This window comes from Micromonospora sp. NPDC005413 (assembly GCF_040606435.1).
Taxonomy (GTDB): domain Bacteria; phylum Actinomycetota; class Actinomycetes; order Mycobacteriales; family Micromonosporaceae; genus Micromonospora.
Map to the genome: position 1 here is coordinate 34,988 of NZ_JBEXEV010000029.1, position 26,029 is coordinate 61,016.

Genomic DNA, 26,029 nt, shown 5'->3' on the forward strand with positions numbered 1-26,029 from the left:
GGGGAGAGGCACTGCGATCATGACGGCTGGCTACGGTTCGGGGGACGGGCGACCGGCGGGCGCCGAGCCCGACGAGGTGAGCGGGCCGTTGGCGGACCGACCCGGGCCGCTCCCACCGCGCATCGAGCCCTACCCGGGCGCCGGATCGACCTGGCCCACGCCGTCGGCCGGGGGCACCGACCCGTCCCGGCCAGTCCCGGCACCTCGCGCCGACCGCCCCGCCCCGTCCCACCCCGGCCAGTGGGGCACCGCGCCGGTCGCGCCGCATGGCACCGCGCCGGTCGCGCCGCATGGCACCGCGCCGGTCGCGCCGCATGGCACCGCGCCGGTCGCGCAGTACGGCACCGCGCCGGCCGTGCCGCACGGCACCGCGCCGGTCGCGCCGTACGGAAACCCGCCTGCCAGCTCGTACGGCGGCGCCGTTCCGGGCACCGTCGGGCCGTACGGCGCGGGCGCTCCGACGGCTGCTGTGGGCCACGCTGGCTACTCCCCGGCCACACCGGCTCTCCCGGGCGCGGCCTACCCGTCAACCGGTGGTCCGGCCAGCGTCCCGCCTTCGCTGACCGCCGGACACCTCGGCGGTCCCGCACAACCCGGCTGGCCGTCCGCCGCACCGCAGCAGGCGGCCCGACCCACCCGCCGCCGCTGGCCGGCCGTGCTCGCCACCCTGGCCGTCGTCGTGCTCGCCGCGGTGACCGGGCTCCAGGCGTACCAGCTCGACCGGCTCGGGGACCGGCTCGCCGACACCGATCGACGGTTGGCGCAGGCCCAGGACGGCGACGGCACCCGCCTCGACAGCCTGGACAAGCGCGCGCAGGCGTTGGAGAAGCAGGCCGGCGCCGCGTTCAACCCGGAGGCGGTGGCCAGTGCGGTGCTGCCCAGCGTGTTCCGGGTCCGGGCCGGCCAGTTCACCGGCACCGCGTTCGCGGTGGGCAAGCCGGCGACGGGCGGCGGGACCAACCTCTTCACCAATTTTCACGTGGTCGAGGCGGTCTGGGACGGCGGCGGCCGCGAGGTCTTCCTGGAGCGTAGCGACCAGCGCTTTCCAGCGACCATCGTCAAGGTGGACAAGACCAACGATGTGGCCCATCTGCGTACCAGCGGCAAGTTCACCGGCCTGGTCAGCGCTCCCGCCGCTGCGAAGTCCGGTCAGCAGATCGTCGTCGTCGGCGCCCCGCTCGGCCTGGAGGACAGCGTCACCACCGGCGTGGTGAGCGCGTTGCGCCCGGCCCAGGGCGGGTCCGGGCAGGCCCTCCAGTTCGACGCTCCCATCAACCCGGGCAACTCCGGCGGGCCGGTGATCAACGGCAGTAAGCAGGTGGTCGGAATCGCCACCGCCAAGGCGCGCAACGCCGAGGGCATCGGACTGGCCGTGCCGATCAAGGTCGCCTGCGACGGTTTCAAGATCTGCTGAGCAGTCTGCCGACGCGGACCTGCCCACCTGTAGGAGCGAGAAGATGAACCAACCACCGCCGGTCTCCCCGACGCCGTCCGACGCCGACCCAACCGTGCCGCAGCCGAGCAGCACCGACCCGACGGTGCCGCAGCAGGCCGTGCCGCAGCCGAGCAGCACCGACCCGACCGTGCGGCACCCGGTCGGCCAGCCCGCGCCGCAGGCGTACGCCCCCGGCCAGGCCGCGCCGCAGTACGCTGCGCCCACTCCCGTGCCGCCGCAGTACGGCGTTCCGCAGGGCGCGCCGGGCCACCCGGCCAGCACCCCGCCGTACGCCGGCTCGGGCTACGGGCAGCCGACGTCCGGCCCTGGCTATGGGCAGCCGACGTCCGGCCCGGGCTATGGGCAGCCGACGTCCGGCCCTGGCTACGCGCCGCCGACGTCCGGCCCGGGCTATGGGCAGCCGACCTCCGCGCCGCCGACCTCCGGGCCGGGCTACGGGCAGCCGACCTCCGCGCCGCCGACCTTTGGTCCCGGCTACGGCCAGCCGATGTCCGCTCCGCCCGGGATGGCGCCGCCGCCGTACGGCCCGCCCGGTGTGCAGCCCGCCGGTCGGGGTCGTCTCGTGCTGGGGCTGATCCTGGTGGCCGCGCTGTTCTTCGTTATCAGCGGGGTGATGACGGTGCTGTTCGTGACGAAGAACGACCAGCTGAACCGCACCGAAAAGCGTCTCACCGCTCAGGTCAGCCAGCGCGACGACACCATCGCCACCAACACCACGGAGATCGCGAAGCTGAGGACCGACCTGCAGGCCATGCAGGCCAAGCTCGACAACACCGAGCAGGACCTGACCGGTACGCGCAACGACCGTGACGAACAGACCCGGCAGAAGAAGGTCATCGCGAGCTGCCTGGACAAGCTGACCACTGCGCTCGGCGCTGCGGCGGCCGGCAACAAGGGCGCCTACGACACGGCGATGAAGGGTCTCGACAAGGTCTGCAACGAGGCAGAGGACTACCTGTAAGCCGTCCCGCCTCCCCCTCCGCTCAACCCCCGCCGGGGTCGATCATGGAGTTGTGGTGGTACGCGAAAGCCGCGAATGGGGACGCGTCGCCCACCACGACTCCATGATCGACGCAGCGGGGAGTTGGGCGGGACGGGGCTTGGTGGAGTTAGGCGGCGCCGGCGGGGCGGCGGTCGGACAGGGCCGTGACACCGGGTGGGGGCAGGCCGGCCGTGGAGGCGAGCAGCGCGCACCAGCCGAGCAGGTGTGGGGTCAGGTCGTCGTCGACCGGCGTCCAGGAGGCGCGGATCTCGATGTCGCCGATGGTCGGTGGGCCGGCAAGGTCACCGAACCGGGTCGACATGGTCTGTGTCACCGTCCCGCCGATCGCCCGGTGGCCGGCGTCCTGGGCGTCCAACGCGTCAGTCAGCCACGTCCAGCCGACCCCGGGCAGCAGCGGGTCGGCGGCCAGGTCGACCTCCAACTCGGCGGTCACGTAGGTGACCAGCCGCAGGGTGCCCTGCCACGCCTCGTGACCGACCGGGTCGTGCAGCAGGATCAGCCGGCCGGAGGCCACCTCGTCGCCGTCGCGCAGCACGGTCGCGGAGAGCGCGAACGTGTACGGGGCCAACCGCTGGGGGGCGCCGACCTCCTCCAGGGTGATCTCCGGCCGGGGCGCCGCCGACTGCAGGCCGGCGACCGCGCGGGCGAACGTCTCCGGGAGCGCGATCGGGGGGGCCATGTCGGCAGCCTATGCCGACGCCCGGCCCCCGCTTCGGCGGCGCGCCGACGCTCACCAAGGGGCGCCTGCTCCGATGCGGGCGTAAGGAACGGTGCCCTTCCTCTCACCCCCACCCGGGTGGAGGTGGTGGGCGTGGCACGATTGCGGCGATGACCACGGACACCACGGGCACTGTTGCCCGAGACGGAGAACCCCGCCCCGGCGGACCGGCCGACTCGCCCTTCATCCGGGCCTGCCGACGCCGGCCCGTCCCGCACACCCCGGTCTGGTTCATGCGCCAGGCTGGCCGCTCGCTCCCCGAGTACCGGGAGATCCGAGCGACCGTGCCGATGCTGGAGTCCTGCCGTCGCCCAGAGCTGGTCACCGAGATCACCCTCCAACCGGTGCGCCGGCACGGGGTGGACGCGGCCATCCTGTTCAGCGACATCGTGGTGCCGGTCGCCGCAGCCGGGGTGGACCTGGACATCGTGCCGGGCACCGGGCCGGTGGTCGCCGAGCCGATCCGCACCGCCGCCGACGTGGAGCGGATCCGCCCGATCACCCGCGACGACGTCTCGTACGTGGATGAGGCCGTCCGGCAGTTGGTGGTCGAGCTGGGCGACACCCCGCTGATCGGCTTCGCCGGTGCCCCGTTCACCCTGGCCAGCTACCTGGTCGAGGGCGGGCCGTCGCGGACCCACGCGAAGACCAAGGCGATGATGTACGGCGATCCGGAGCTGTGGCACACGCTCTGTGGCCGGCTGGCCGAGGTGACGTTGGCCTTCCTGCGGGTGCAGATCGAGGCCGGCGTGTCGGCCGTGCAGCTCTTCGATTCGTGGGCCGGCGCGCTCTCCGAGGCCGACTACCGTCGTTTCGTGCTGCCGCACTCGACCGCCGTGCTGAGCGGGCTGGTCGACGACTGCTCCGGGTCGGGGCGCGGCGACAGACGCGCCGAGCCGGAGCGGTCGCACGCCGAGGTGCCGCGGATCCACTTCGGGGTGGGCACCGCCGAACTGCTCGGCGCGATGGGCGAGGCCGGCGCGGACGTGGTCGGCGTCGACTGGCGTACCCCGCTGGACGTGGCCACCGGCCGGATCGGCCCGGACAAGGCGGTGCAGGGCAACCTGGACCCGTGTGTGCTGCTCGCGCCGTGGCCGGTGGTGGAGGCCGAGGTGCGCCGAATCCTGGACCAGGGCAGGGCCGCCCCCGGGCACGTGTTCAACCTCGGCCACGGCGTGCTGCCGGAGACCGACCCGGAGGTGTTGACCCGGGTGGTCGCACTCGTGCACGAGCTTTCCAGCCGCCGGGCCGACCAGGGCTGAGGCGGCAATGCGGCAGCCCTGGCGGGTGGCGGTGGTCGGCGGCGGGATCGCCGGGCTGGCCGCCGCGGTCCGGTTGCGCGACCGAGCACCGGCCGGCACCGAGATCACGGTGTACGAGCAGTCCGGCGCGCTGGGCGGCAAGCTGCGCACCGGCGAGCTGGCCGGCCAGCCGGTGGAGTTCGGCGCCGAGTCGTTCCTGCTGCGCGACCCGACGGGCGCCGAGAGCGCGGCGGTGGCGTTGGTCCGCCGGCTCGGGCTGGCCGATCGGATCGTGCACCCCACCGTGGGGCAGGCCGCGCTGGTCATCGACGGAGGGCTGCGCCCCATCCCGGGCGGCACTCTGGTGGGCGTACCCGGGGACCTGGACCGGGTGACCACGGTCGCCCGCCCGGCCGCGGACGCCGACACCGACGACGGCCGGCCGCTGGTCGGGCCCGACGCGGATGTCTCGGTGGGCGCGCTGGTCCGGTCCCGCTTCGGTGACGAGGTGGTCGAACGGCTGGTCGACCCGATGCTGGGCGGCGTGTACGCGGGCCGTGCCGACGATCTCTCCCTGGTCACGACGATGCCGGCGCTGGCCCGCACGGCCCGGGTGGAGCACACGCTGGTCGGCGCGGTTCGGGCCGCGCAGGCCGCCGCGCCGCGTGCGCCCGGCGCTCCGGTCTTCGGCACCCTGGTCGGTGGGCTCAGCACCCTGGTCGAGGCGGCGGTGACGGCCAGCGGCGCGACGGTACGGCGGGACGCCGCAGTCCGCGAGTTGACCCCGACCGACACGGGTTGGCGGCTCACCGTCGGCCCGACGCGGGCCCCGGAGATGATCGACGTGGACGCCGTGGTGCTGGCGGTGCCGGCCCGACCGGCGGCCCGGCTGCTCGCGGGCCCGGCCCCGGCGACCGCGGCGGGTGTCGGCGAGCTGGACTACGCGAGCGTCGCGCTGGTCACCCTGGCGGTGCCGCAGCCGCGACTGCCCGAGCTGTCCGGCTTCCTGGTGCCGAGCACCGAAGGGCTGCTGATCAAGGCGGCCACCTTCTTCACCACCAAGTGGGGGCACCTGCGCCGGCCGGACGGGTTGGCGTTGGTGCGCGCCTCGGTGGGCCGGTACGGCGAGGAGGCGCAGCTCCAACGCCCGGACGCCGACCTGGCTGCCACCGTGCACCGAGAGCTCTCGGCGGTGCTCGGCGAACCGTTGCCCGCCCCGGTCGACGGGCACGTGCAGCGGTGGGGCGGGGCGCTGCCCCAGTACACCCCGGGGCACGCCGACCGGCTCGCCGCAGCACGGACGGCGCTGCGGGCAGAACACCCCACCCTGGTCCTTGCCGGCGCCGGCTACGACGGCGTCGGCATTCCGGTCTGCGTCCGCTCCGGCGAGACGGCGGCCGACGAGATCATCACAGCACTGGGAGGATCGGCGAGATGACCGAGCAGACCAACGCGGCCCGGTTGCGGGAGCTGAACGACAGCGTCCGCTACACCATGTGGTCGGTGTTCCGGGCCAGCGCACCGCTGCCGTCGCTGCGGGACAACGTCACCGGTGAGGTGGAGTCCCTCTTCGAGGAGCTGGCCGGCAAGGACGTGGTGGTCCGGGGCGTGTACGACGTCTCCGGCCTGCGCGCCGACGCGGACGTGATGATCTGGTGGCACTCCGAGTCCAGCGACGCGCTGCAGGACGCGTACCTGCGGTTCCGCCGCACCACCCTGGGTCGGGCGATGACCCCGGTCTGGTCGCAGATGGCGCTGCACCGGCCGGCTGAGTTCAACAAGAGCCACATCCCGGCGTTCCTGGCCGGCGAGGAGGCCCGCCCCTACATCTGCGTCTACCCGTTCATCCGCTCGTACGAGTGGTACCTGCTGCCCGACGCCGAGCGGCGCGAGATGCTGGCCGAGCACGGGAAGATGGCCCGCGGCTACCCGGACGTACGGGCCAACACGGTTGCCTCGTTCGCGCTCGGCGACTACGAGTGGATGCTCGCCTTCGAGGCCGACGAGCTGCACCGGATCGTCGACCTGATGCGTGACCTGCGCGCGTCGAGTGCCCGCCGCCATGTCCGCGAGGAGGTCCCGTTCTACACGGGCCGCCGCCGCTCGGTAGCCGAGATCGTCAACTGCCTGGTCTGACCCGGGGCCCACGCCCCCACGCCCCCACGCCCCCACGCGCGCGATCTTGCACTTTCTGCCTTGACGAACAGGGCATAAGCCGCAATAGGCCGACCGAAAGTGCAAGATCGCGGGGCAGAGGGGGTGGGGCACGGCGCACCGGCCGGTGCCGCACCCCCGCCCGGGCGCGGCACCGGCCGGGGATCAACTGGTCGTTGTGCAGGAGACCAGCGGAGCCGGGTTGCTGCCGTTCCATGAGCCGAGCAGACCGAACGTGGTGCTCGCTCCGGCGGCGAGGGTGCCGTTGTAGTTGACGTTGCGCGCGGTGACCTGCGTGCCGTTGGTGCTGACGGTGGCGTTCCACGACGAGGCGACCTGTTGGCCGTTGCCGTAGTTCCAGCTCACCGACCAGCCTCGGGTGGGTGAACCGCCAGCGGTCACCTTCACCTCAGCCTGGAAGCCGCCGGCCCACTGGCCGGTGACCTGGTACGTCGCCGTGCAGGCCCCGGCCGGCGGAGTGGTCGGCGGCGGCGTGGTCGGCGGGGGAGTCGTGGGCGGGGGAGTCGTGGGTGGCGGAGTCGTGGGCGGCGGGGTGGTCGGCGGCGGGGTGGTGGGCGGTGGCGTGCCCGTTCCGCCGAAGTCGACGTCGCTGCACAGGTAGTACGACTGGTCCAGGTGGCTGGCCTGCCAGATCGTGTAGACGATGTGCCGGCCGGTGCGTCCCGGCGCGCTGGCCGGGATCTGGATCGAGACGCCGCCGGTGTCCGGGTTCCACTGCGAGGCCGGGGTGTTGCCGATCTGGCCGGCCAACTCCAGGTCATTCCAACCCAGGGGCTGGGTGGCCGCGTTGAAGCCCTGCTTGGTCACGTACACCCGGATGTAGTCGGCGCCGTGGCTGGCCTGGTCGAAGAAGCGGACCCGGAAGTTGTTCGAGATCGAGGTCGTCTTCCACGCGCCGACGGTGTCCAGCGCGTTGTAGCGACCGCTCTGGGTGCGCCCGCCGCTGCACAATTGGCCGTTGGGGATGGCGCCCTGGTGGTTGCCGGCCACACCCTCGCGGAACAGGCCGTTCCAGTTCCACATGGCGTTCGGGTCGGCCTGCCAGGCCTGCCAGCACATCGGGTCCTCGGTGGCCATCCGAGGGTTCTGGAAGTCGCTGCCCCAGCGTTGCCAGCAGCTGTAGTTGCGCGAGGCCGGGTCGACGACCGACCCGTGCGCGGAGGCAGGCCGGACCAGCATGGTGCTCAGCGCGGTCGTCAGTAGGAGCGTGATGGCCGCCGCGATGGCAAGCAACCAGAGCACGCGTCGTGATCGGGTGAGAGTGGACATGGAGCCCCCGGGGGGATGAGGTCGGACGACGACACCCGGACCGCCGGGAGTTGCCCACTCCCGTGCCTACTCGCTGGCTCCCGCGATGGCTCTACCCGGCACCCTGCCAGATTGATCGTCAGGCGTCAATGGCTTCGCGCCGCATCGGCGTGTGCGGGATGCCGTCCTCGACGTACTCCGGGCCGCTGACCGCGAAGCCGTGCCGTGTGTAGAAGGCGACCAGATGCGACTGGGCGTCCAGCACGCTGGGCCCGTTGCCCACCACCTCCAGCGCCGCGGTCATCAGCCGGCCGGCGTGCCCGCCGCCGCGCGCCGCCGGTGCCACCACCACCCGGCCGATCCGGGCGGTGCCGTCCGGGTCGGCCAGGATCCGCAGGTACGCCAGCGGCGCGTCGCCGTCGGTCAGCCAGAGATGTCGGGTGCCCGGCTCCACGTCCCGCCCGTCGAGTTCCGGGTACGGGCAGTGCTGCTCCACCACGAACACGTCGATGCGCAGCTTGAGCAGATCGTGGAAGGTGCGGGCGTCCAGGTCGGCGAAGGAGGCCGTACGGATCTCGGTGGTCTGCTGGGGCACCCGCCGATGGTAGGCCGTTTCGCCCGGCCGGGCCCGTTCACGGTGTGTCCGGCGGGGCGGGTGCCAGGTAGGTGGCGGCCACGGCGGTGAGCAGCAGTACGCCGCCGACGATGACCGGCAGCGGGAGCGGCTCGTGCAGCAGTGCCACCGCCAGCGCCGCGGCGGTGAGCGGTTCGAGCAGGGTCAGCACGGCGGCGACGCTGCCCGGGGTGGTGCGCAGCCCGGCGTAGAACAACGCGTACGCCACCGCGGTGGTGACCACGCCGAGGTGCAGCAGCAGTGCCACGGTGTCGAGGCGTACCGGCACACCGACCCCGGCGACCAGGGCGAACGGCGCGAGCGTCAGCGCACCGACCGTGGTGGAGATGGTGGTCAGCGTCATCGGCGCGGCGCGCTGCGACACCTGTCGGCTGATCAGGGTGGTCACCGCGTACCCGAGGCCGGAGCCGGCCGCCGCGAGCAGGCCGAGCAGTGGTGCGGGCGCCGCCGCGCTGGGATCTGCCGTGGCGCTGGTGATCAGGACGAGACCGGCCACGGCCGCGACCAGCGTGCCGAGTCGCAGCGGGCCGGGGATGCGTCGGGCGCGCGCCGACTCCCAGATCGCGGCGAGCACCGGGGCCAGGCCCAGGCTGACAACGGTGGCCACGCCGACGCCGGCCCACGCCACGGCGACGAAGTAGAGCGCCTGGTAGAGGCCGAGGCCGACGCCGGTGAGCAGCAGCGGTACGGGCGCCGCGCGCAGGGCGGCCAGGATCGTGCCGAGCCGGCCGGCGGTGCACGCCAGCAGCACGAGCGCGGCGATCGCGAGGCGGTGGAAGCCGATGCTCACCGGGCTGAGCCCGGTGCTCTCGCGCAGGAGTTGCACCGCCACACCGGTGGTGCCCCACAGCACGCCGGTGACGGTGATCTGGATCAGGCCGGTGCGGGCCTGGGTGACGGCCGGTGCCGGGGCAGCCGGGCGCGCGGTACGGGAGGTGGACACGGATGCGCTCCGAAGGGTGAGCCGTTGACGGGGACGACGTCGACGGAGCGCGTACGGCAAGGTGGCCGAGCCGGGTCTGTCACCCGCTCGGCGAAAGGCGCGGCGCTCCGCTCAGGAGCGCGGCGGGGGCAGGACGCCCTGGAATGGCCGCATGGGGAGGACCGTACCGCAGAATCGCGGTCAGGCGGGGGCGGTCAGGCCGGGCATGCGGTCAGGCCGGGCGTGCGGTCAGGCCGGGCGTGCGCCGACGGCGTCGCGGATCTCGGCGCCCTCGGCGCCCTCGACGGCGCGGGCGCAGTGTGCGCAGCAGAAGAACCGGCCGTTGACCTCGACGCCATGCCCGACGATCTTGACCTGGCAGTGCTCGCAGATCGGTGCCATCCGGTGGATCGCGCATTCGAACGAGTCGAAGGTGTGCACGTCACCGCTGACGGTGTGCACCTCGAACGCCATCCAGTAGTCGTTGCCGCAGACCTCGCAGTTTGCCACCGAGAACCCCCTGTATCAGGACATGTGCCTACAGAATCCTCTGACTTCGGGTGGTCAGGGGGCGAATGTCGGTGTCGAGGGGTTCCGGCGGCGTGTCGGCTCGGCGTGTTGCCGGTTGGGCCGCCGAATCCGCCGACCAGGGCGGCCCGCTCCGGCCCGGACAAAAAACTCGTCACCATCGATGGATTTATCGATAGGGGTCTTTACTGTAAACAAAGTTTAAATTACCTTGAGGGGCACCACCGGACCTGGAGAAGGAGCTCCCCCCATGCGTCGAAGAATCACCGTCCCGCTGGTGGCGGCGGGCGCCGTCGCCGCCACCCTCACTGTCGCCGCGCCGGCCCAGGCGCACGGCTACGTCTCCGCCCCGCCCAGCCGCCAGGCGCTCTGCGCGCAGGGCCGGGTGCCCGACTGCGGGCAGATCAAGTACGAGCCGCAGAGCGTCGAGGGGCCCAAGGGCCTGCGCAGCTGCAACGCCGGAATCGCCCAGTTCGCCGTCCTCAACGACGACAGCCGGGGCTGGCCGGCGACGTCGGTCGGCAGTTCGCTCACCTTCACCTGGGTGAACACCGCCCGGCACGCCACCAGCAACTGGGAGTATTGGATCGGCAACACCCGGGTCGGCGTGGTCAACGGCAACAACCAGCAGCCGGGCGCCACGGTCTCGCACAACGTCAACCTCGGCGGCTTCTCCGGCCGGCAGAAGATCCTCGCGGTGTGGAACATCTCCGACACGGCGAACGCCTTCTACTCCTGCATCGACGTGCAGATCGGCGGCGGAGGCGGGCCGGTGCCCACGCCCACCCCGACCCCGACCGCCTCACCCACGCCACGGCCTACCCCGACCACCACGCCGACGACTCCGCCCGCGCCGGGTGGTAGTTGGACGGCCGGCCGGGCGTACCAGGTCGGCGAGCAGGTCACCTACGGCGGGCAGACGTACCGCTGCCGGCAGGCGCACACGGCGATCCCCGGGTGGGAGCCGCCGAACGTACCGGCGCTCTGGCTTCAGGTCTGACCGCACGGGTGCGGCCCTCCCCGGGTCGCACCCGTGTCGCCGCCCTCGCGTGAACGGAGCACCCGACATGCCCCGCCGTACCCACCTGGCGTACCTGCTCGCCGTTCTGCTGTTCACCAGCGCCTGCGCCGGGTCGGCCCCGTCAGCCGTACCACAACCGGCCCCCGTGGCCGGGTCCACGGCGGGCGGGTCCACGGCCGAGGGCGACGCGATGAGCGGCATCGACGTCGTGTTCCTGAGCACCATGGTGGGGCACAGCGAACGCACCCTGCAGATCGTCCGGCTGGCTCGGGACCGGGTGCGCGACGACGCGCTGCGTACCCTGGCCGCCGCCATCGAGGCGACCGAGGCCGACGAGCTGTCGGCGATGCGCGGCTGGTTGCCCACGGCCGGGCCGGGCGCCAGCGTGGGCGTACACCATCATGAAGGGCACGGCGACGACGCCGCGCTCGACCGGCTGCGGACCGCGCCGGACGCGGACGTCGATCGAGTGCTGCGCGAGGTTCTCGCCGACCACCAGCGGTCGGCGGCCGACCTGGCCCGAGCCCAGGTCGGCGTCGGCCGTAACGAGCGGGTCCGCGACCTGGCGCGGCGGATCGAGCAGTCCAGGACCGCCGAGGTCGAGCTGCTCACCAAGCCAGGCTGATCCGGGGTACGCCGCTGGCGGGCCCGTCGGGGTACGCCGCTGCCGTGCGTACCGGCGTGCGGAGACCGCTCAGGTCAGCGGGGTTCCAGCCGGATGGAGACCGAGTTGACGCAGTGCCGGGTGTCCTTCGGCGTGAAGCCCTCGCCGTGGAAGACGTGCCCGAGGTGACTGTTGCAGCGGGCGCAGCGGATCTCCGTACGGGCCATGCCGAGGGTGCTGTCCTCGATTTCCTTGACCCGGCCGGGGATGGCGTCGTCGAAGCTCGGCCAGCCGCAGTGCGAGTCGAACTTCGTGTCGCTGGAGAAAAGCTCCAGCCCGCAGGCGCGGCAGTTGTAGACCCCCTGGGTCTTCGTGTCCACGTACTCGCCGGTCCACGGCCGTTCGGTGCCGGCCTCCCGTAGGACGTGGAACTCCTCGGGGGTCAGTCGGACCCGCCACTCGTCGTCGGTGCGGGGCAGCTCGTTGTCGTCAAGACTCACCCCTCAACGGTACGTCGAACGTCGGGGTCGTGGCATATGGTCGCGAGATGGCTGGCACCAAGGCAGCGGTCACCGAGGTCGAGGTGGCCGGGCACAGCGTACGGCTGAGCAGTCCGGACCGGGTGATCTTCCCGCAGCGGGGCTTCACCAAGGCGGACGTCTTCCACTACTACCTCGCGGTCGGCGACGGGATCACGCGTGCCCTGCGGGACCGGCCCACCACACTGCAACGCTTCCCCGAGGGCGTCGAGGGTGAGGCGTTCTTCCAGAAGCGGGTGCCCACCCGGGGCGTCCCGCCCTGGGTGACGACCGCGGAGATCACCTTCCCGAGCGGCCGGAGCGCGGCGGAGCTCTGCCCGGTCGATCTGGCGCACGTGGCGTGGGCGGCGCAGATGGGCACGATCGTGTTCCACCCGTGGCCCGTGCGTGCCGCCGACGTCGACCGACCCGACGAGCTGCGCATCGACCTGGACCCACAGCCGGGCACCGACTTCGCCGACGCGGCGCGGGCCGCCGGGGAGCTCCGCGCGCTCCTCGACGAGCTGGGTGTGACCGGTTGGCCGAAGACCTCTGGCGGCCGGGGCGTGCACGTCTACCTGCGCATCCAGCCGCGTTGGACGTTCACCGAGGTGCGTCGGGCCACCATCGCGCTCGCTCGGGAAGTGGAGCGTCGCCATCCCGACCTGATCACCACAGCGTGGTGGAAGGAGGAGCGCGGCAGCCGGGTCTTCGTCGACTTCAACCAGATGGCTCGGGACCGGACGATCGCCTGCGCGTACTCGCTGCGGGCCAACGCGCGTGCCACCGTCTCGACCCCGGTCACCTGGGACGAGTTGCCCGACGTCGACCCGGACGACTTCGACCTGCGCACCGTTCCGGCCCGGTTGGCCGAGCGCGGCGACCCGCACGCCGGCATCGATGACGCGCCGTGGGACATCACTCCGCTCCTGGAGTGGGCCGAACGGGACGCCGCCGCCGGTCAGGGCGACCTGCCGTACCCGCCGGACCACCCGAAGATGCCCGGCGAGCCCAAGCGGGTCCAGCCCAGCCGCGCCAAGCGCACTCCCGCCGACGAGAGCGCCTGATCCGCTCGGCCGGCGCTTCCCGTCGATGCCTAAACGGCCGAGAGTCGTCGTACGTCTGTTCTAAAATTTGCCTGTGATCGATGAGTTGGCGCGGGCGGCCGAGACGGCCGCCACGGTGTCGGCCTCGACGGACGCCGAGGTGGCCGACAAGGCCGCGGGTTTGCTGGTTGAGTGGGCCGAGCAGTTCGACCCCGCACTGTTGCGCAGGATGGGCACTCGGATCCTCGACCACGTCGCCCCGGACCTTGCCGACGCCGCCGCTGCGGCGGCCCTGGAGGCAGAGGCCGCCCGGGCGGCCCGCGATCGGCACGTCACCATCTCCGAGCAGACCGGTGGTCGATTGCGGCTCAGCGGCACCCTCGACGCGGAGGCCGCCGCGCTGCTACGTGCCGTCATCGACCCGCTCGGCGCGCCCTCCGGGTCGGACGACACCCGTTCCGCCGGGGAGCGCCGGCACGACGCCCTCGCCGATGTGTGCCGGCTGGCCCTGAGCATCGGTGAGCTGCCCGAGAACGGTGGCGACCCGGCCCAAATCGTCGTCATGACCAGCTACGACGGCCTGACCCAGCTGTTGGGCGCCGGCGCCGGCGCCGGCGCCGGCGCCCTCGACATCGGCCCGCACCTCACTTCCGATGCGGTGCGCCGGCTCGCGTGAGGCGTGGTCGGTCCTATCGGGCGCTGGCGATCTGGGTGATGAGGAAGTCGACTCGTTCCTCCTGTCCATCAGCGGGGATGCGGCCGCTTTGCGACAGGACGGCGATGCCGTGCAAGGCGGCCCAGATGACTTCGGCGAACAGTTCGCGTCGCTCGCTGTCCGGGCGGAAGCAGTTGACGAACTCGTCGAACGAAGCCCGCAGCGGGACCGGTGTCTCGGCGCTCGCAAACTTCAGGTCGGTGGGCAGGATGAACATGGCCTGGTACAGGGCAGGTCGATCGGTCGCGAACTCCAGGTAGGCGCGGCTGACGGCGCGCAAGGCGTGTTCGGGCTCAGGGGCCGCCTGCCGTGCGTGGCTCAGGTAGGCGGCGAGTTGGCTGAATCCGTCCAGGGCGACGGCGCTGACGATGGCGTCTTTGCCGTCGAAGTGGCTGTACAGCACCGGCTGGCTGTACTCCACGCGTTCGGCCAGCCGTCGTGTCGTGACTGCCTCCCAGCCTTCGGCCTCCGCGAGCTCACGCGCGGCCGAGATGATCAGCTGATGACGGTGAGCACGTTCACGCTCGCGGCGCTCGCTGATGGCGGACATGACCACATCCTAGCAACGCTAGACATCCTGTCGGCGGCAAACTATCGTCGCTACCGCATCTAGCGCCGCTAGAAGTACGCCGGTGTCACTCAGGAGGAAGCCGCCCATGCTCACCAACGTCGCCAACGTGCTCGCCGGACTGATCGGCGCAGGCATCATCTTCATCGGCGTGCGCGCCTTCTGGGCGCCGCAGGCCGCAGCCGGCTTCGGCATCCCGGGCACGCCGACCGGGGACCGCAACTTCCAGGCCTGGCTTTCCGTCAAGGCCGTGCGCGACATCGCCTCGGGGGTCTTCATCTTCATCCTGCTGGCTGGAGCGACACCCCACCTGCTCGGCTGGTTCATGCTGGCCGCCGCCGGCATACCCGTCGGCGACGCGCTGATCGTGTTGCGCAGCAACGGTCCCAAGGCGGCCGTGTACGGCATCCACGGGGCCACCGCCCTGGTGATGGTGGCGATCAGCGTGCTCCTGCTCGTCGCGTGACCACTTGTCACGCCGCCCCGGCCAAAAGTCGCGTTCGCTGAAGGGAACAGCCTCTCCATGCCCAGCTTCGAGATCAACCCGATCGGTACGGTCCGAAACGACAGAACGGATGTCCAGCACACCGACCACTGGGGTGCCGTCCGCAGCACGATCACCATCGACGAGCGCTTCGGCGATGCGTGCCTCCAGGGACTGGAGGGCTTCTCCCACGTCGAAGTCCTCTTCATCTTCGATCAATTCCCGGAACACGGCGACTACCGCGAACCCCGCCCCTACCGTGGACGCCCCGACCTCCCGCCGGTTGGCATATTCGCGGGCCGCGGCCCCCGCAGGCCGAACCGCATCGGAGTGACATGCTGCGCCATCGAAGCCGTCCACGGCCGCGAACTGACGGTGGTGGGCCTCGACGCGGTCTCGGGGACCCCGGTCATCGACCTGAAGCCGACGATGACGGAGTTCCTGCCGGTGAACGTCCAGCAGCCGGAATGGGTCAGCCGCCTGATGTCGGAGTACTTCCAGCCGTAAGCGAGGTCCACAACCGCCACTACCACCGACGAGTGTGGCCAATCGGCCCTGGCGTCCAGGGCGCGCCCATCACCGGTCAGGGCAGCTGGCCTGGCCGGTCGACGATTGCGACGCGGAGCAGCGCGGCAGCCGCATGCAGCGACTCCTTGCCGTTGCGCACCACCGACCCACGGGTGCCAAGGTAGACGTGGGTGTCTCGGTCGAAGAGGAAGTCTTCGCTACCACCGATCACACCGGGCATCCGAATCGCCACCCCGTGCCGGCCGGCGGCGTCCACCACGTCGCCCGATATGACGACCGCTCCGGGCTCCCGTGCCAGCAGTTCGAACAGCGCCGCCAGCGCTCGGGGCGGCACGTAACCGTCGAGCATCGACCGCGCGGTGGTGTACGGCATGCTCTCGCCCCCGTACACGGCCTGCTCATCGGCAGCCTCGGGGAGGTGCAGGTCGACCGGGTGTTCCCGAAGGTATCGAAGCAGTTCGTCCGGGTCGGTAGGCAAATCGCCGTGGTACGCGGGTGACGGGAACACATCGAGTTCCTTGTCGGGATCGGCGGGATCATCCGGGCGAAGCACCTTCAGCTCGCTCCACCCGTTCGGATCGGCCTCCGGTCGGTAACGTGCCTGCGTGTGCGCGACGCCCCCGGCCGACTGCCAAATCTGCGTTCGTACGGTGGTGTACGGGCCGCTGTCCGGTCTCTCCCGCATCGTCGCCAGGAGTTCCGTGAAGACGTACTGATCGGGTCGGGCGGTGAGCTCGGGCTGCTGCCGGGCGGCATCGGCCGCCATACGAAGGACCTCCGACGCGCTGGCCGTGGGCGGCGGCTGGTCGCCCACTCTCATCGTCTGGACCGCCAGGCCACCGACGGTCAGTGCGACTGCCAGCCCGACTGCTCCGGCGATGCGCCAACCGCGCACGTACCGGGTACGTCGTCCGACCGGACGGGCCGCCGAAACCATCTCGGCCCGCCAAGCGACGTGTGCGGTCAGATCCGTGAGGAGCTGCTCTTCGAAACCGTGCGGCGACTGTTCGATCTTGTTCACAGCGTCATCTCCGTCTCATCAGGCGAGGGTGGTGGCCGGGCGGGCGAGCACTGCGCGGACGAGGCGACGGGCACGATGCAGGCGGACCCGAGCGGCGACCGGGGACATTCCGAGCACGGTCGCCGCCTCCGCGACAGTGAGGCCGTCCACGGCGACGAGTTCGACAAGCGCCCGGGTGCCCTCGGGTAGCCCGCTCAGCGCCCGATGGGTACGGCGGGCCGCCGACTCGGCGTCGATCCGCTCCTCGATGCGGGCGATGTCGTCGGTGCTCAGGTCCCGTCGTCCGGCCAGTCGTCCGGTCACCCGCAGCCGTTGGGCAGCCCGACGCCGCTCGTCGCCGATGACGTTGCGGGCCACCCCGAACAGCCAGCCGATCTGGCTACCCCGGTCTGGCCGGTAACCGGCCGCCGATTCGACCACCGCCAGGAACACGTCCGCGGTCAGGTCGGCCGCGAGGTGTGGGTCGTTGACCCGCCGCGCCACGAACCGGCCCACCGCCTCCAGGTGCTGCCGGTAGAAGGCCTCGAAGGCCACCGGATCGACGCCGATGCCAGAGATGTCACCCTCCGCTTGGCCAGGTTCATTCACAGGCCGTCCTCTCTCGTAGCCGCCACACCCTCTCTTCGTCAGGCGGAGCGCGGGTGTTACCGAACCATCCGGCACGACAAAAAGGTGGATCAGTGGTTGAGATGCCGGCCGACCTCCTCGACGGGAGCGGCGAACCCGCGAACCGATTGACTTTCGATAGGTAACGAGCGAAACTCGATGGATGGTTGTAGAGCATCGAGCGGTAGCCGCTCTCCGGGTCTTTCTCGTGGTGTTGTTCGGGGTCCTGGTCGTGTTCCAGACCCTCTCGCTGCCCGGGCAGTTCGCGTACATGGCGCAGGAGTCACCGCAGGACGCCTACCTGCGATGGCCGGCGACCGTCGTGACGGTGTTCTGGGTGCTGTGCGTCCAGGTCGTCATCGTCTCGACGTGGAAGTTGCTCAGCCTCGTCAAGACCGACCGCATCTTCACCGAGGCGTCCCTGAAGTGGGTGGACGCGATCGTGTGGGCCATCGCCGCCGCGTGGGTGGTGCTCGTGGGTGTCTTTCTCTGGGTCGGGTTCAACGCGGATGACCCAGGAGTGCCACTCCTGCTGTTCCTGCTGACGGTGGGCGTCACCGTGCTGGGGCTCCTCATGGTGGTGATGCGTGCGCTGCTGAGGCAGGCAACCACGCTGCGGACCGACATGGAAGCGGTGATCTGATGCCCATCGTCGTCCGCATCGACGTCGAGTTGGCCAAGCGCAAGATGAGCGTCGGTGAGTTCGCCGAACGTGTCGGGCTCACGCCAGCCAACGTGGCGGTGCTGAAGAACGGCCGTGCCAAGGCCGTCCGCTTCAGCACGCTGGAAGCGATGTGCCGGGTGCTCGACTGCCAGCCCGGGGACCTGCTCGAGTGGGTTGAGGAGGAAACCCCATGAGGTACGTCCTGACCGTCCTGGCCATTCTCGCGACCGCGGTCGGCGTCGCCGGCATCGTGCACGGGGAGGCCGACGACTCGCCGGGCCTCCAGCTCCTGGGCGTCGCGCTGGTGATCGGCGCGGTCGCGTTCGGCATCCGGAACGTCCGGGGCGGCAGTTAGCCGTCCAGGCGCGCGGGCCGGTCTGAGCTGACCCCCTCAGAGTAACGATCATGTAACGGGCGCGAACCTTTCCCGGTGGGTGGCGTGTCTTGATGGTCGTCGGCCCGTCAGGGCCAGGGGAGGCGTCGGATGAAGCTGGTGTGGAGGCGGGCCCGCGAGGCGCGAGGGTTGCTGGTTGCCGCGGTGATCGCCGCCCTCGTCGCCGTCGCGTTGGTCACCGGCCTGTCCGACTACAACCGCCGGGCGGTGGACGCCGGGCAGCGTTCGCTGGTCGCCGCCTCGCCGGCCGAGGAGCGCGGCCTGCTGGTCAACGGCTCAGGCGGACGCGACGCGGCCGAGTTCGCTACCCGGGACAAGGCGGTCCGAGACGGGTTCGCCGCAGGGCTGGCCGGCGTCCCGGTCAGTGTCGCCGCCGCCCGCTACGGCACCGGCCGGGAGTTGACCGGCGACCTCGGGCAGGTGCCCCGTCCGGACGACGAACCGGTCTTCGCGAGCCTGGCCACGCTCGACGACCTCACCGGCCACGCGGAGCTGACCAGCGGAGCCTGGCCCAGCCCTGGGGCGAACCCGATCCAGGTGAGCCTGCCGGAGCGGGTCGCCGGCGCGCTCGGACTGAGCGTCGGCGAACGCGTCCCGGTGCGTGACCGGGCCACCGAACGACGCGGCGAACTGGTGCTCGCCGGCACCTGGCGGCCCCGCGACCCGACCGACGCGTACTGGCTGCTGGCACCCGGAGTGGGGGCGGGCAGCGTCGGTTCCGGCACCTCGTACGGGCCGTTCGCGCTCGACCCGGCTGACTTCGCGGCCACCTTCCCGGGCTCGGTGTCGGCGTCCTGGCTGGCCGAACCGGACCTCGGCGGCGTCGACACCGCCGACCTGCCCGCCGTGCGGAAAGCCCTCGCCGAGGCCGCCTCGGCGGTGCCCGAGGCCGCTCAACTGGGCAGCTCCGGGCAGGCGGTCACCAAGATGGAGCAACTGCTGGACCGGATCGCCCGCGCCGACCTGGTGGGTCGTTCCTCGCTGGCAACCCCGCTGCTGCTCATCCTGGTGCTCGGTGGGTACGCGCTGGTGCTGGTCGCCGCACTGCTGCACGAGGACCGCCGCCCGCAGACCGCGCTGCTGCGTGCCCGCGGTGCCGCCCGCCGCCAGTTGGCCGGCCTGGCCGCCCGCGAAGCGACCCTCGTGGTCGCCCCGGCCGCCGTGCTCGGTCCGCTGATCGCCAGTGTGGCGCTGCGGTACATCCGCCCCGGCGGGGCGGGCGACCTGTCCACCGCTGGCGGCAACACCACACTGGTCTGGGCGGCAGCCGCGGCCACCGCGGCCGGCTGCCTCGTCGCCATGGTTCTCCCGACGCTGCGCAGCGCCGGCACGTACGTGGCCGACATGGCCGCCCGGTCCCGCCCGAACCGCGCGGCGAGCGTCCAACGTGCCAGCATCGACCTGGTGCTCGTGGCGCTCGCCCTGCTCGCCTGGGTGCAGCTACGCCGGTACGCCTCCCCGCTGGCCGGCTCAGGCGGCCGACTGGGGCTCGACCCGCTGCTGGTCGCCGCCCCGACGCTCGGCGTGCTGGCCGGTGCCGTGCTGGCGCTGCGGGTCCTCCCGCCGCTCACCCGGTTCGCCGAGCGGTTCGTCGACCGACGCCCCTGGACGGCCACCATGTTCGGCATGTGGCAGGCCGGTCGGCGTCCACACGCCGGCCCGGTGCTGCTGCTCGCCCTCGCCGTCGGTGGCAGCACCCTGGCCTGGTCCCTGATCAGCACGGGGGAGCGGTCCCAGGTCGAGCAGGCCGGTCACACGGTCGGCGCCGACCTCCGGGTCACCGAACGGACCGGGACCGCCCCGCCGACCCGGGCCGACCAGCTCGCCGCGCTGCCGAGCGTCAATCGGGTGCTGCCGGCATGGCGGGACGAGATGCGGGTTGGCCGGGAGGACCTGCCGGTGACCGTGATCGGTGTCGACCCGGCCAGCGCCGCCGGGGTCGTCCGTCTCGCCGACCGCCTGAGCGACGGACCCGCGTCGACGCAGTACGAGCGGATGGTCGGGGCGCGGGGAGCCTTCGCAGGCGTCGAGTTTCCTGCCGACGCGCGCGCGATCACCGGCACGGTCCGTACCCCGGTGAGCAACGCGAGCCGGCCGGTTCAGGTCGCGGTGACGCTGTTGGTCACCAGCTCCGACGGGCTCGCCCTGCGGCTGCCGGCAGCCAACGCCGACAGTGACGGCCGGACGACCCGGTTCACCGTGCAACTGCCCGACGTGGGTGGGGCGCGGCTGCGGCTGGCCGGGTTCGAAGCCGACGGCGGGCTGGCGGCCGGCAACGCCTACCGGCTCCAGGTGGACGGGTTGACGGTGGTCGTTGCCGACGGCACGACCCGACCCGCCGAGCTGAGCGGTGACTGGATGATGACCGTGCCCGGCGAGATACCCACGCCGGTGCGGACCACTCCCACCGGGTTCGCCGCGGTCCACTCGGTGGAAGTGATTCCTGGCGGGCAGTTCTTGTACCAGCCGCCGAGCCGGTTCACGATCGTGCCGGGCGGGGAGAGCAAGCCCGTAGCGGTGCTGATGACCCCCCGGGTCCGCGAGGCACTGAGCCTGCGCGTCGGCGACACCGTCGACCTGACGCTCTCCGGGGCGACGCTGCCGGTCCAGCTGGTCGGCGAGCTGAGTGCGGTGCCGACCACCACCGGGGAAGGCATGCTGCTGGACCTGCCCGCGGCGGTCGACACGCTGATCCGGGGCAGTGGCGCGATGCGACCCGTACCGGAGTGGTGGGTGGGCGCCGACGACGCGACGGCCGCCGCCCAGGCGGCCAGCGAGCTGCCGGGCGTCACCGTGCTCAACCGGGAAGCGGTGTACGAGTCGGCCGCCGACGACCCGTACTGGCAGGGGTCGCGTACCGGAATGCTCGCCGCCGCGCTCGGCGCGGTGCTGCTCGCCCTCGTCGGCCTGATGGTGGACGTGTGGGCCACCGCCCGGCACCGGCTCGGGGAGTTCGCGGTGCTGCACACCCTCGGCGCCACGCCCCGGCTGCTGGCCCGGGCGCTGCTGGCCGAACAGACCTTCCTCGCCGGCATCGGCGTGGGGGTCGGGCTACTACTCGGCGCCGCGGTCAGCGCAACCATGGCCCCACTGGTCATCCTCACCCCGGCCGCCGGCCGGCCGATTCCCCCGGCGGCGTTCGCGCTGCCCTGGGTGCCGATCGGGCTGACCGCGGTCGGTCTGCTGCTGGCGGCGCTCGCCTTCAGCGCTTTCATCGCCACCGGCATCCGGCAGCGGGTGGCGGCGGTGCAGCTGCGAATCGGGGGAGAACGATGAGCGTCGGCGCGGCCGTCCGGCGGGTCCGGGCGTACGGCGGGCAGTTCCTGCTCCTGGCGGTGCTGACCCTGGTGGTCACGCTGCTGATCAGTGGGGTGCCCCGGCTGGTCAACCGGCTTGCCGAACAGGGGCTGCGGGCGCAGCTGACCAGCGAGCCGGCCGCCCGCCGGGACATCTCGTACACCACGGGCGAGGTGAGCGCACCTCCCGGAAAAACGGCGATGGGCAGCGCCAGCGAACGGTTCGACACCTTGGCCACGACGATGCCGCCGCAGGTGCGCTCGGCAGTGTCCGAGCATTGGTACGACGTGGACGTCACGCCGGCCCGGGTGTCCGGGCCGGATCTCGCGGCCCGGAAACTGCTGGTCGACCTGGGGCTACGGACCATGCCCGGCATCCAGGAAGCCAGCACCCTCGTCGAGGGAGCGTGGCCGAGCGAGACGTTCGTACCCGATCGGCCGATCGAGGTGGCGCTCGATGTCGACGTGGCCGGCAAGCTCAATCTGCGCACCGGCAGCAAACTGCGTATCGGCAACACTGATGCCAAGGGCAATCTCCTCGACGCTGCCCCGATGGTGGTGGCCGGGCTGTTCCGGCCCGCCGACCGCGCGAACGGCATCTGGGACGGACTGCCACCGCTACTGCGGATCACCGAACCGCTCGGGGATGGCCAGCCGCTGATCGTCGTCGGCGTGGTCGACCAGTCGACCCTCAACAAGCGGGCCGCGGCGGGTTGGCCGATACGGTCCGAATGGCGGTACCGGCTGGGTGTCGACGCCATCGACGCACGCGACCTGGACCAGATGATCGACGGCCTGCAGGAAATGCAGCGCAACAAGCCGTCCGACCTCACGTTGACCCAGGGCATCGATGTCCTGTTGCGCGCGTTCGCCGCCCAGGTGAACGCCGCCCGTACCCTGCTCGCGGTGATCGCGGCCGGCGTACTGGCCACGCTGGCCGGGCTGATCGTGCTCGCGGCCAGCCTCGCCACCCGACGGCGCCGCTCGGAGTTCGTCCTGCTGCGCGCCCGTGGTGGCGGGGCCACCGCCGGCGCCCGGCGCAGCCTCGCCGAGTCGCTGCTGGTGGTGCCGGTCGCGGCCGCGCTCGGCTGGTGGCTGGGCACCCTGTTCCCCGGCACCCCGGACCCGACCGCCGCGTACGCCGCCGCGGCGACCGTGCTCGTCACCCTGGCGCTGCCGCTGGCGACGCTGGCCGTACCGATCGGCGGGGCGGCCCGTTCTGACCTGGTCCGGGTGCGTCCGTCGGCCCGTCGGCTCACCGTCGAGGTCTCCCTGCTGCTGCTGGCCGGGCTGGCCGCTGTGCTGCTGCGCCGGCGCGGCCTCACTCTCGGCGAGGTGGACCCGCTGCTGGTGTCGGTGCCGGTGCTGCTCGCGGTCGCCGCGGCGGTGCTCGCGCTGCGGGCGTACCCCTGGCCGTTGCTGCTGGTCAGCCGGCTGGCCGCGCGGACCCGGGGCAGCGTCGCCTTCCTCGGCACGGCACGGGCCGGCCGGTCGGCTGTCGCCGCACCGCTGGTCGTCGTGGTGCTGGCGATCGGCACCGCTGCGTTCTGCGCGGTCGTCGCCGCTGGCGTCGACGCGAGCCGGGAACGCGCCGCCGAGCAGATCGTGCCCGCCGATGCGGTGATCCGTGGGGAGCGCTTCGCGCCCGACACCATCGACGAGTTGGGTCGCCTGCCGGGGGTCCGGGCCGTCACCCAGGTGCTGTACCAGTCTGATGAGCGGCTGGCCGCCGACGAGCTCGGCACCGACGCGCGGGTCGCGCAGACGGCCGTGCTGCTCGTCAACGGCTCGGGCCTGGACGCGGTGGCCCGCGAATCCGAGGTGGACCTGCCGGTTCCGGCCGCGCTGCGCACCGCCCGGCCCGGCCCGGGGCCGCTGCCGGCGATCGTCTCCCCGGCGGTCGCCGCCGACCTGGCCAAGGTCGGGCTGGACCGCTCCGCCTTCATCTCCGTGCAGGGCCAGCGGTACGAGTTCCGGGTGGCCGGCACCGAGGAGAGTTTCCCGTTGCTGTCAGCGAACACCAGCCGGTTCGTGATCCTGCCCTGGCAGGCGCTGCCGGCGCGAAACACCACACCCGCGCCGACCAGCCTGCTGGTCGCCGGGGACTCGCTGAACGCGGAGGCGCTACGCCAGGCCGGCGACCAGGGGCAGGATCGCTACCAGCGTGGGGGAACGGTGACCGGTCGGGAACGGCCGCTGGGGGTCGTCGTCGACACCCGGGCGGACGTCCGACGGGATCTCGGCAACGGCGGGGCGAACGGCGTGCTGGCCTTCGGCTTTGTGGCCGGCGCCGTCGGCGGCACCGTGCTCGGGCTGCTGGCCATCGCGTTCACCGTGCTGGCCGGAGCGCGAGCCCGGGGCCAGGTGCTGTCCCGGCTGCGTACCCTCGGCCTGTCCCGCCGGCAGTGGCGAGGCCTGCTGCTCGTCGAATTGACCCCGCTGGTCGCGGTGTCGGTGTTGACCGGTGCGCTGGTCGGTGCGGTGCTGCCCCTGCTGCTCAACCCGGTGCTCGGCCTGTCCGCGTTCACCAGTGGTGTGCCCGTCCGGGTGGCCTTCGAGCCCAGCCTGGTCGCCGCGGTGCTCGCGCTCGGGGCGGTCGCCCTCGGCTTCGCGGTCGCCGTCGAGGCCCTGAACAACCGCCGGTTGCGCCTCGGTGAGGTGCTCCGGCTCGGAGAGGAGAGCTGAGATGACCGCTACCGCCCAGACTCCACTGGTGCCTGACCTGGCCGCCATGCAACAGCGGGCCGCGCAACGCGCCGCCGAGCGGGCCGGCGGGCAGGACCGCCTTCGCGGGCACATCGTCTGCGACGGCCTGGTGCGCATCTTCAAGACCGAGGGGGTGGAGGTGGTCGCCCTGCAGGGGCTCGACCTGGTCATCGACCGGGGCGAGCTGGTGGCGATCGTCGGTGCCTCCGGCTCGGGCAAGTCGACCCTGCTCAACATCCTCTCCGGCCTGGACACGCCGACCGCCGGCATCGCCCGGGTGGCCGACTACGACCTGCTCTCGCTGTCCGCCAAGCGGCGGCTGAGCTACCGACGGGAGCTGGTCGGGTTCGTCTGGCAGCAGACCGGCCGCAACCTGCTGCCGTACCTCAGCGCGCTGGAGAACGTCGAGCTGCCCATGCAGTTGGCCGGCAAACGCAGCCGGAAGGCCCGCCGGGAGCGCGCCCGGGAACTGCTCGACATGGTCGGCGTGGGTTACTGCGCGGACCGGCGGCCGGGGCAGCTCAGCGGCGGCGAGCAGCAGCGGTGCGCGGTGGCGGTGGCCGTGGCGAACGACCCGGAGGTGCTCTTCGCCGACGAGCCGACCGGTGAACTGGACGAGGCGACCGGCGCGGAGGTCTTCGCGGCGCTGCGCACCATAAACGCCGAGCTGGGCGTGACCATCGTGGTCGTCACCCACGACCACGCCGTGGCCACGCAGGTCCGTCGGACCGTCGCGATCCGCGACGGCCGAACCGCCTCCGAGGTACGCCGGACCGCTCGGATCGACGCGGACGGCAACACCGAGCTGGTCAGCGAGGAGTACGCGGTGCTGGACCGGAACGGCCGGATGCAGCTACCGGCCGCTTTCGTCGACGCACTCTCGCTGAAGGAGCGGGTCCGGCTCGACCTGGAACCGGACCATGTGCAGGTACGGCCCGGTGACCGGGCCGCGGACGAGCGGGGGGCACGGGCATGAGCCGTCGGGACATGGTGGTGACCGGCGCGGCCGGGTTCGGCGGTGTGCCGGCGGAGCACCCTGCCCAGGTGGTCCGGGTCAGTGGCCTGAGCCGGACCTTCGGCCGGGGCGAGCACGCCGTGCACGCGGTACGGGACGTCTCGTTCACGGCCAACCGCGGCGAGCTGGTCGCCATCCGGGGCCGGTCCGGGGCCGGCAAGACGACGCTGTTGAACCTGATCGGCGGACTGGACCGGCCGGACAGCGGTCAGGTGGTGGTGGCCGGGCACGAGGTCACCGCGGCCGGCGAGGCGGAGTTGCTGCGGCTGCGCCGGGGCACCGTCGGGTTCGTGTTCCAGACCTTCGGGCTGGTGCCGATCCTCTCCGCCGCCGAGAACGTGGGCGTGCCGTTGCGGCTGGCGCAGGTGCCGGCCGCGGAGCGGGAGCAGCGGGTCGCTGTGCTGCTGGAGCTGGTCGGTCTGGGCGGGCACGCGGCGCAGCGCCCGTACGAGCTCTCCGGTGGGCAGCAGCAGCGCGTCGCGGTGGCCCGAGCACTGGCGAACGAGCCGGACCTGCTCATCGCCGACGAGCCCACCGGTCAGCTCGACTCGGAGACCGGCCGGTCCATCATGGATCTGCTGCGCGCGGTGGTGCACGCCCGGGGCATGACGGCGCTGGTGGCCACGCACGACCCCGCCCTGATCGATCTCGCCGACCGTCTACTCGTCCTGCGCGACGGCCGGCTGGTCGACGGCTGACCGCTGCTGACGCCGCCGACGGGTGGCGGGTGGCGCCGCGGGCGGACGGCGGGTGGCGCCGCGGGCGGGCGGCGGGTGGCGCCGCGGGCGGGCGGCGGGTGGCGGCGGCCGATGATGCTGCGCGCTCGCTGTGGAGCTGATGTCGTAAACGAATCGGGTGTGTGCGACTCGTTTACGACATCAGCTCCACAGCTTCTGTGAAGCAGTGGAGGAGGCCGTC

27 protein-coding genes are annotated in these 26,029 nt (G+C 72.3%); 18 read left to right on the forward strand and 9 right to left on the reverse strand.

Features of this window, described 5'->3' with window-relative positions:
- Positions 1 to 19 precede the first annotated feature (19 nt).
- Positions 20 to 1,414 (forward strand): trypsin-like peptidase domain-containing protein, encoded by a 1,395-nt coding sequence (locus tag ABZS37_RS25020; RefSeq protein ID WP_355172683.1) that lies wholly within the window; start codon positions 20 to 22, stop codon positions 1,412 to 1,414.
- 43 nt (positions 1,415 to 1,457) lie between these two features.
- Positions 1,458 to 2,417 (forward strand): hypothetical protein, encoded by a 960-nt coding sequence (locus ABZS37_RS25025; RefSeq protein WP_355172685.1) that lies wholly within the window; start codon positions 1,458 to 1,460, stop codon positions 2,415 to 2,417.
- A 148-nt stretch (positions 2,418 to 2,565) separates the two neighbouring features.
- Here the strand turns inward: ABZS37_RS25025 and ABZS37_RS25030 are convergent, their stop codons facing one another.
- Complete coding sequence (locus tag ABZS37_RS25030; RefSeq protein ID WP_355172687.1) at positions 2,566 to 3,138, reverse strand: DUF3000 domain-containing protein; 573 nt, start codon at positions 3,136 to 3,138, stop codon at positions 2,566 to 2,568.
- 149 nt (positions 3,139 to 3,287) lie between these two features.
- Here ABZS37_RS25030 and hemE point away from each other — a divergent pair, with 149 nt between their 5' ends.
- Genes hemE through hemQ form a run of 3 tightly spaced genes read left to right on the forward strand, consistent with a single transcriptional unit; the run spans position 3,288 to position 6,554 of the window.
- Positions 3,288 to 4,439: a uroporphyrinogen decarboxylase gene (hemE, locus tag ABZS37_RS25035; protein WP_355172689.1), complete on the forward strand. Its 1,152-nt coding sequence runs from the start codon at positions 3,288 to 3,290 to the stop codon at positions 4,437 to 4,439.
- Between the two features lie 7 nt (positions 4,440 to 4,446).
- A complete protein-coding gene (gene hemG, locus ABZS37_RS25040) occupies positions 4,447 to 5,856 on the forward strand; it encodes a protoporphyrinogen oxidase (protein WP_355172691.1) in 1,410 nt (469 codons plus the stop codon).
- On the forward strand, positions 5,853 to 6,554 hold the full coding sequence (gene hemQ / locus ABZS37_RS25045; protein ID WP_355172693.1) for a hydrogen peroxide-dependent heme synthase: 702 nt from the start codon (positions 5,853 to 5,855) through the stop codon (positions 6,552 to 6,554). The genes hemG and hemQ overlap by 4 nt, the downstream gene beginning before the upstream one ends.
- A 183-nt stretch (positions 6,555 to 6,737) precedes the next feature.
- Here the strand turns inward: hemQ and ABZS37_RS25050 are convergent, their stop codons facing one another.
- The 4 genes from ABZS37_RS25050 to ABZS37_RS25065 form a co-directional block, all read right to left on the reverse strand.
- Positions 6,738 to 7,862 (reverse strand): lytic polysaccharide monooxygenase, encoded by a 1,125-nt coding sequence (locus ABZS37_RS25050; protein ID WP_355172695.1) that lies wholly within the window; start codon positions 7,860 to 7,862, stop codon positions 6,738 to 6,740.
- Positions 7,863 to 7,980: 118 nt separating this feature from the next.
- Positions 7,981 to 8,436: a GNAT family N-acetyltransferase gene (locus ABZS37_RS25055; RefSeq protein ID WP_355172697.1), complete on the reverse strand. Its 456-nt coding sequence runs from the start codon at positions 8,434 to 8,436 to the stop codon at positions 7,981 to 7,983.
- 37 nt (positions 8,437 to 8,473) lie between these two features.
- Positions 8,474 to 9,418: a DMT family transporter gene (locus ABZS37_RS25060; RefSeq protein ID WP_355172698.1), complete on the reverse strand. Its 945-nt coding sequence runs from the start codon at positions 9,416 to 9,418 to the stop codon at positions 8,474 to 8,476.
- Between the two features lie 228 nt (positions 9,419 to 9,646).
- Entirely contained in the window at positions 9,647 to 9,907 is a 261-nt protein-coding gene (locus ABZS37_RS25065) for a Prokaryotic metallothionein (RefSeq protein WP_355172699.1), read from the reverse strand.
- 268 nt (positions 9,908 to 10,175) lie between these two features.
- Between ABZS37_RS25065 and ABZS37_RS25070 the strand changes: the two genes are divergently transcribed.
- Both ABZS37_RS25070 and ABZS37_RS25075 read left to right on the forward strand, forming a co-directional pair.
- Positions 10,176 to 10,925, forward strand: a complete 750-nt coding sequence (locus ABZS37_RS25070; RefSeq protein ID WP_355172701.1) for a lytic polysaccharide monooxygenase — start codon at positions 10,176 to 10,178, stop codon at positions 10,923 to 10,925.
- A 67-nt stretch (positions 10,926 to 10,992) separates the two neighbouring features.
- A complete protein-coding gene (locus ABZS37_RS25075; RefSeq protein WP_355172703.1) occupies positions 10,993 to 11,571 on the forward strand; it encodes a DUF305 domain-containing protein in 579 nt (192 codons plus the stop codon).
- Between the two features lie 74 nt (positions 11,572 to 11,645).
- Here the strand turns inward: ABZS37_RS25075 and msrB are convergent, their stop codons facing one another.
- On the reverse strand, positions 11,646 to 12,050 hold the full coding sequence (gene msrB / locus ABZS37_RS25080; protein ID WP_355172705.1) for a peptide-methionine (R)-S-oxide reductase MsrB: 405 nt from the start codon (positions 12,048 to 12,050) through the stop codon (positions 11,646 to 11,648).
- Positions 12,051 to 12,097: 47 nt separating this feature from the next.
- On the opposite strand from msrB, the gene ligD reads away from it, so the two are divergent.
- Both ligD and ABZS37_RS25090 read left to right on the forward strand, forming a co-directional pair.
- A complete protein-coding gene (gene ligD, locus ABZS37_RS25085) occupies positions 12,098 to 13,135 on the forward strand; it encodes a non-homologous end-joining DNA ligase (RefSeq protein WP_355172707.1) in 1,038 nt (345 codons plus the stop codon).
- A gap of 73 nt (positions 13,136 to 13,208) precedes the next feature.
- Positions 13,209 to 13,790 (forward strand): DUF222 domain-containing protein, encoded by a 582-nt coding sequence (locus ABZS37_RS25090; protein WP_355172709.1) that lies wholly within the window; start codon positions 13,209 to 13,211, stop codon positions 13,788 to 13,790.
- 13 nt (positions 13,791 to 13,803) lie between these two features.
- On the opposite strand, the gene ABZS37_RS25095 is transcribed toward ABZS37_RS25090, so the two are convergent.
- The gene (locus tag ABZS37_RS25095; protein WP_355172711.1) at positions 13,804 to 14,379 is read right to left on the reverse strand and encodes a TetR/AcrR family transcriptional regulator; all 576 of its coding nucleotides are present in this window, start codon (positions 14,377 to 14,379) and stop codon (positions 13,804 to 13,806) included.
- Positions 14,380 to 14,485: 106 nt separating this feature from the next.
- Here ABZS37_RS25095 and ABZS37_RS25100 point away from each other — a divergent pair, with 106 nt between their 5' ends.
- On the forward strand, positions 14,486 to 14,863 hold the full coding sequence (locus ABZS37_RS25100; RefSeq protein ID WP_355172713.1) for a DUF4267 domain-containing protein: 378 nt from the start codon (positions 14,486 to 14,488) through the stop codon (positions 14,861 to 14,863).
- Between the two features lie 57 nt (positions 14,864 to 14,920).
- Positions 14,921 to 15,388 carry an SAM-dependent methyltransferase gene (locus tag ABZS37_RS25105; protein ID WP_355172715.1) on the forward strand — a complete coding sequence of 156 codons (468 nt, stop codon included), beginning with the start codon at positions 14,921 to 14,923 and terminating at the stop codon, positions 15,386 to 15,388.
- 76 nt (positions 15,389 to 15,464) lie between these two features.
- On the opposite strand, the gene ABZS37_RS25110 is transcribed toward ABZS37_RS25105, so the two are convergent.
- Both ABZS37_RS25110 and ABZS37_RS25115 read right to left on the reverse strand, forming a co-directional pair.
- A complete protein-coding gene (locus tag ABZS37_RS25110; RefSeq protein ID WP_355172717.1) occupies positions 15,465 to 16,430 on the reverse strand; it encodes a CU044_5270 family protein in 966 nt (321 codons plus the stop codon).
- A gap of 18 nt (positions 16,431 to 16,448) precedes the next feature.
- Entirely contained in the window at positions 16,449 to 17,018 is a 570-nt protein-coding gene (locus tag ABZS37_RS25115) for a sigma-70 family RNA polymerase sigma factor (protein ID WP_355172719.1), read from the reverse strand.
- Positions 17,019 to 17,199: 181 nt separating this feature from the next.
- Here ABZS37_RS25115 and ABZS37_RS25120 point away from each other — a divergent pair, with 181 nt between their 5' ends.
- From ABZS37_RS25120 to ABZS37_RS25150, 7 genes are all read left to right on the forward strand, one after another.
- Entirely contained in the window at positions 17,200 to 17,679 is a 480-nt protein-coding gene (locus ABZS37_RS25120) for a DUF2975 domain-containing protein (protein WP_355172721.1), read from the forward strand.
- A complete protein-coding gene (locus ABZS37_RS25125) occupies positions 17,679 to 17,894 on the forward strand; it encodes a helix-turn-helix transcriptional regulator (protein ID WP_030336216.1) in 216 nt (71 codons plus the stop codon). The genes ABZS37_RS25120 and ABZS37_RS25125 overlap by 1 nt, the downstream gene beginning before the upstream one ends.
- On the forward strand, positions 17,891 to 18,055 hold the full coding sequence (locus ABZS37_RS25130; RefSeq protein WP_355172723.1) for a hypothetical protein: 165 nt from the start codon (positions 17,891 to 17,893) through the stop codon (positions 18,053 to 18,055). Before ABZS37_RS25125 ends, ABZS37_RS25130 begins: the two co-directional genes overlap by 4 nt.
- A gap of 129 nt (positions 18,056 to 18,184) precedes the next feature.
- Positions 18,185 to 21,370, forward strand: coding sequence for an ABC transporter permease (locus ABZS37_RS25135; RefSeq protein WP_355172725.1), 3,186 nt, complete (start codon positions 18,185 to 18,187; stop codon positions 21,368 to 21,370).
- The gene (locus ABZS37_RS25140; RefSeq protein ID WP_355172727.1) at positions 21,367 to 24,075 is read left to right on the forward strand and encodes an FtsX-like permease family protein; all 2,709 of its coding nucleotides are present in this window, start codon (positions 21,367 to 21,369) and stop codon (positions 24,073 to 24,075) included. Before ABZS37_RS25135 ends, ABZS37_RS25140 begins: the two co-directional genes overlap by 4 nt.
- Before the next feature lies 1 nt (position 24,076).
- Positions 24,077 to 25,072, forward strand: coding sequence for an ABC transporter ATP-binding protein (locus ABZS37_RS25145; protein WP_355172729.1), 996 nt, complete (start codon positions 24,077 to 24,079; stop codon positions 25,070 to 25,072).
- 11 nt (positions 25,073 to 25,083) lie between these two features.
- Complete coding sequence (locus ABZS37_RS25150) at positions 25,084 to 25,809, forward strand: ABC transporter ATP-binding protein (protein WP_355172785.1); 726 nt, start codon at positions 25,084 to 25,086, stop codon at positions 25,807 to 25,809.
- Positions 25,810 to 26,029: the final 220 nt, after the last annotated feature.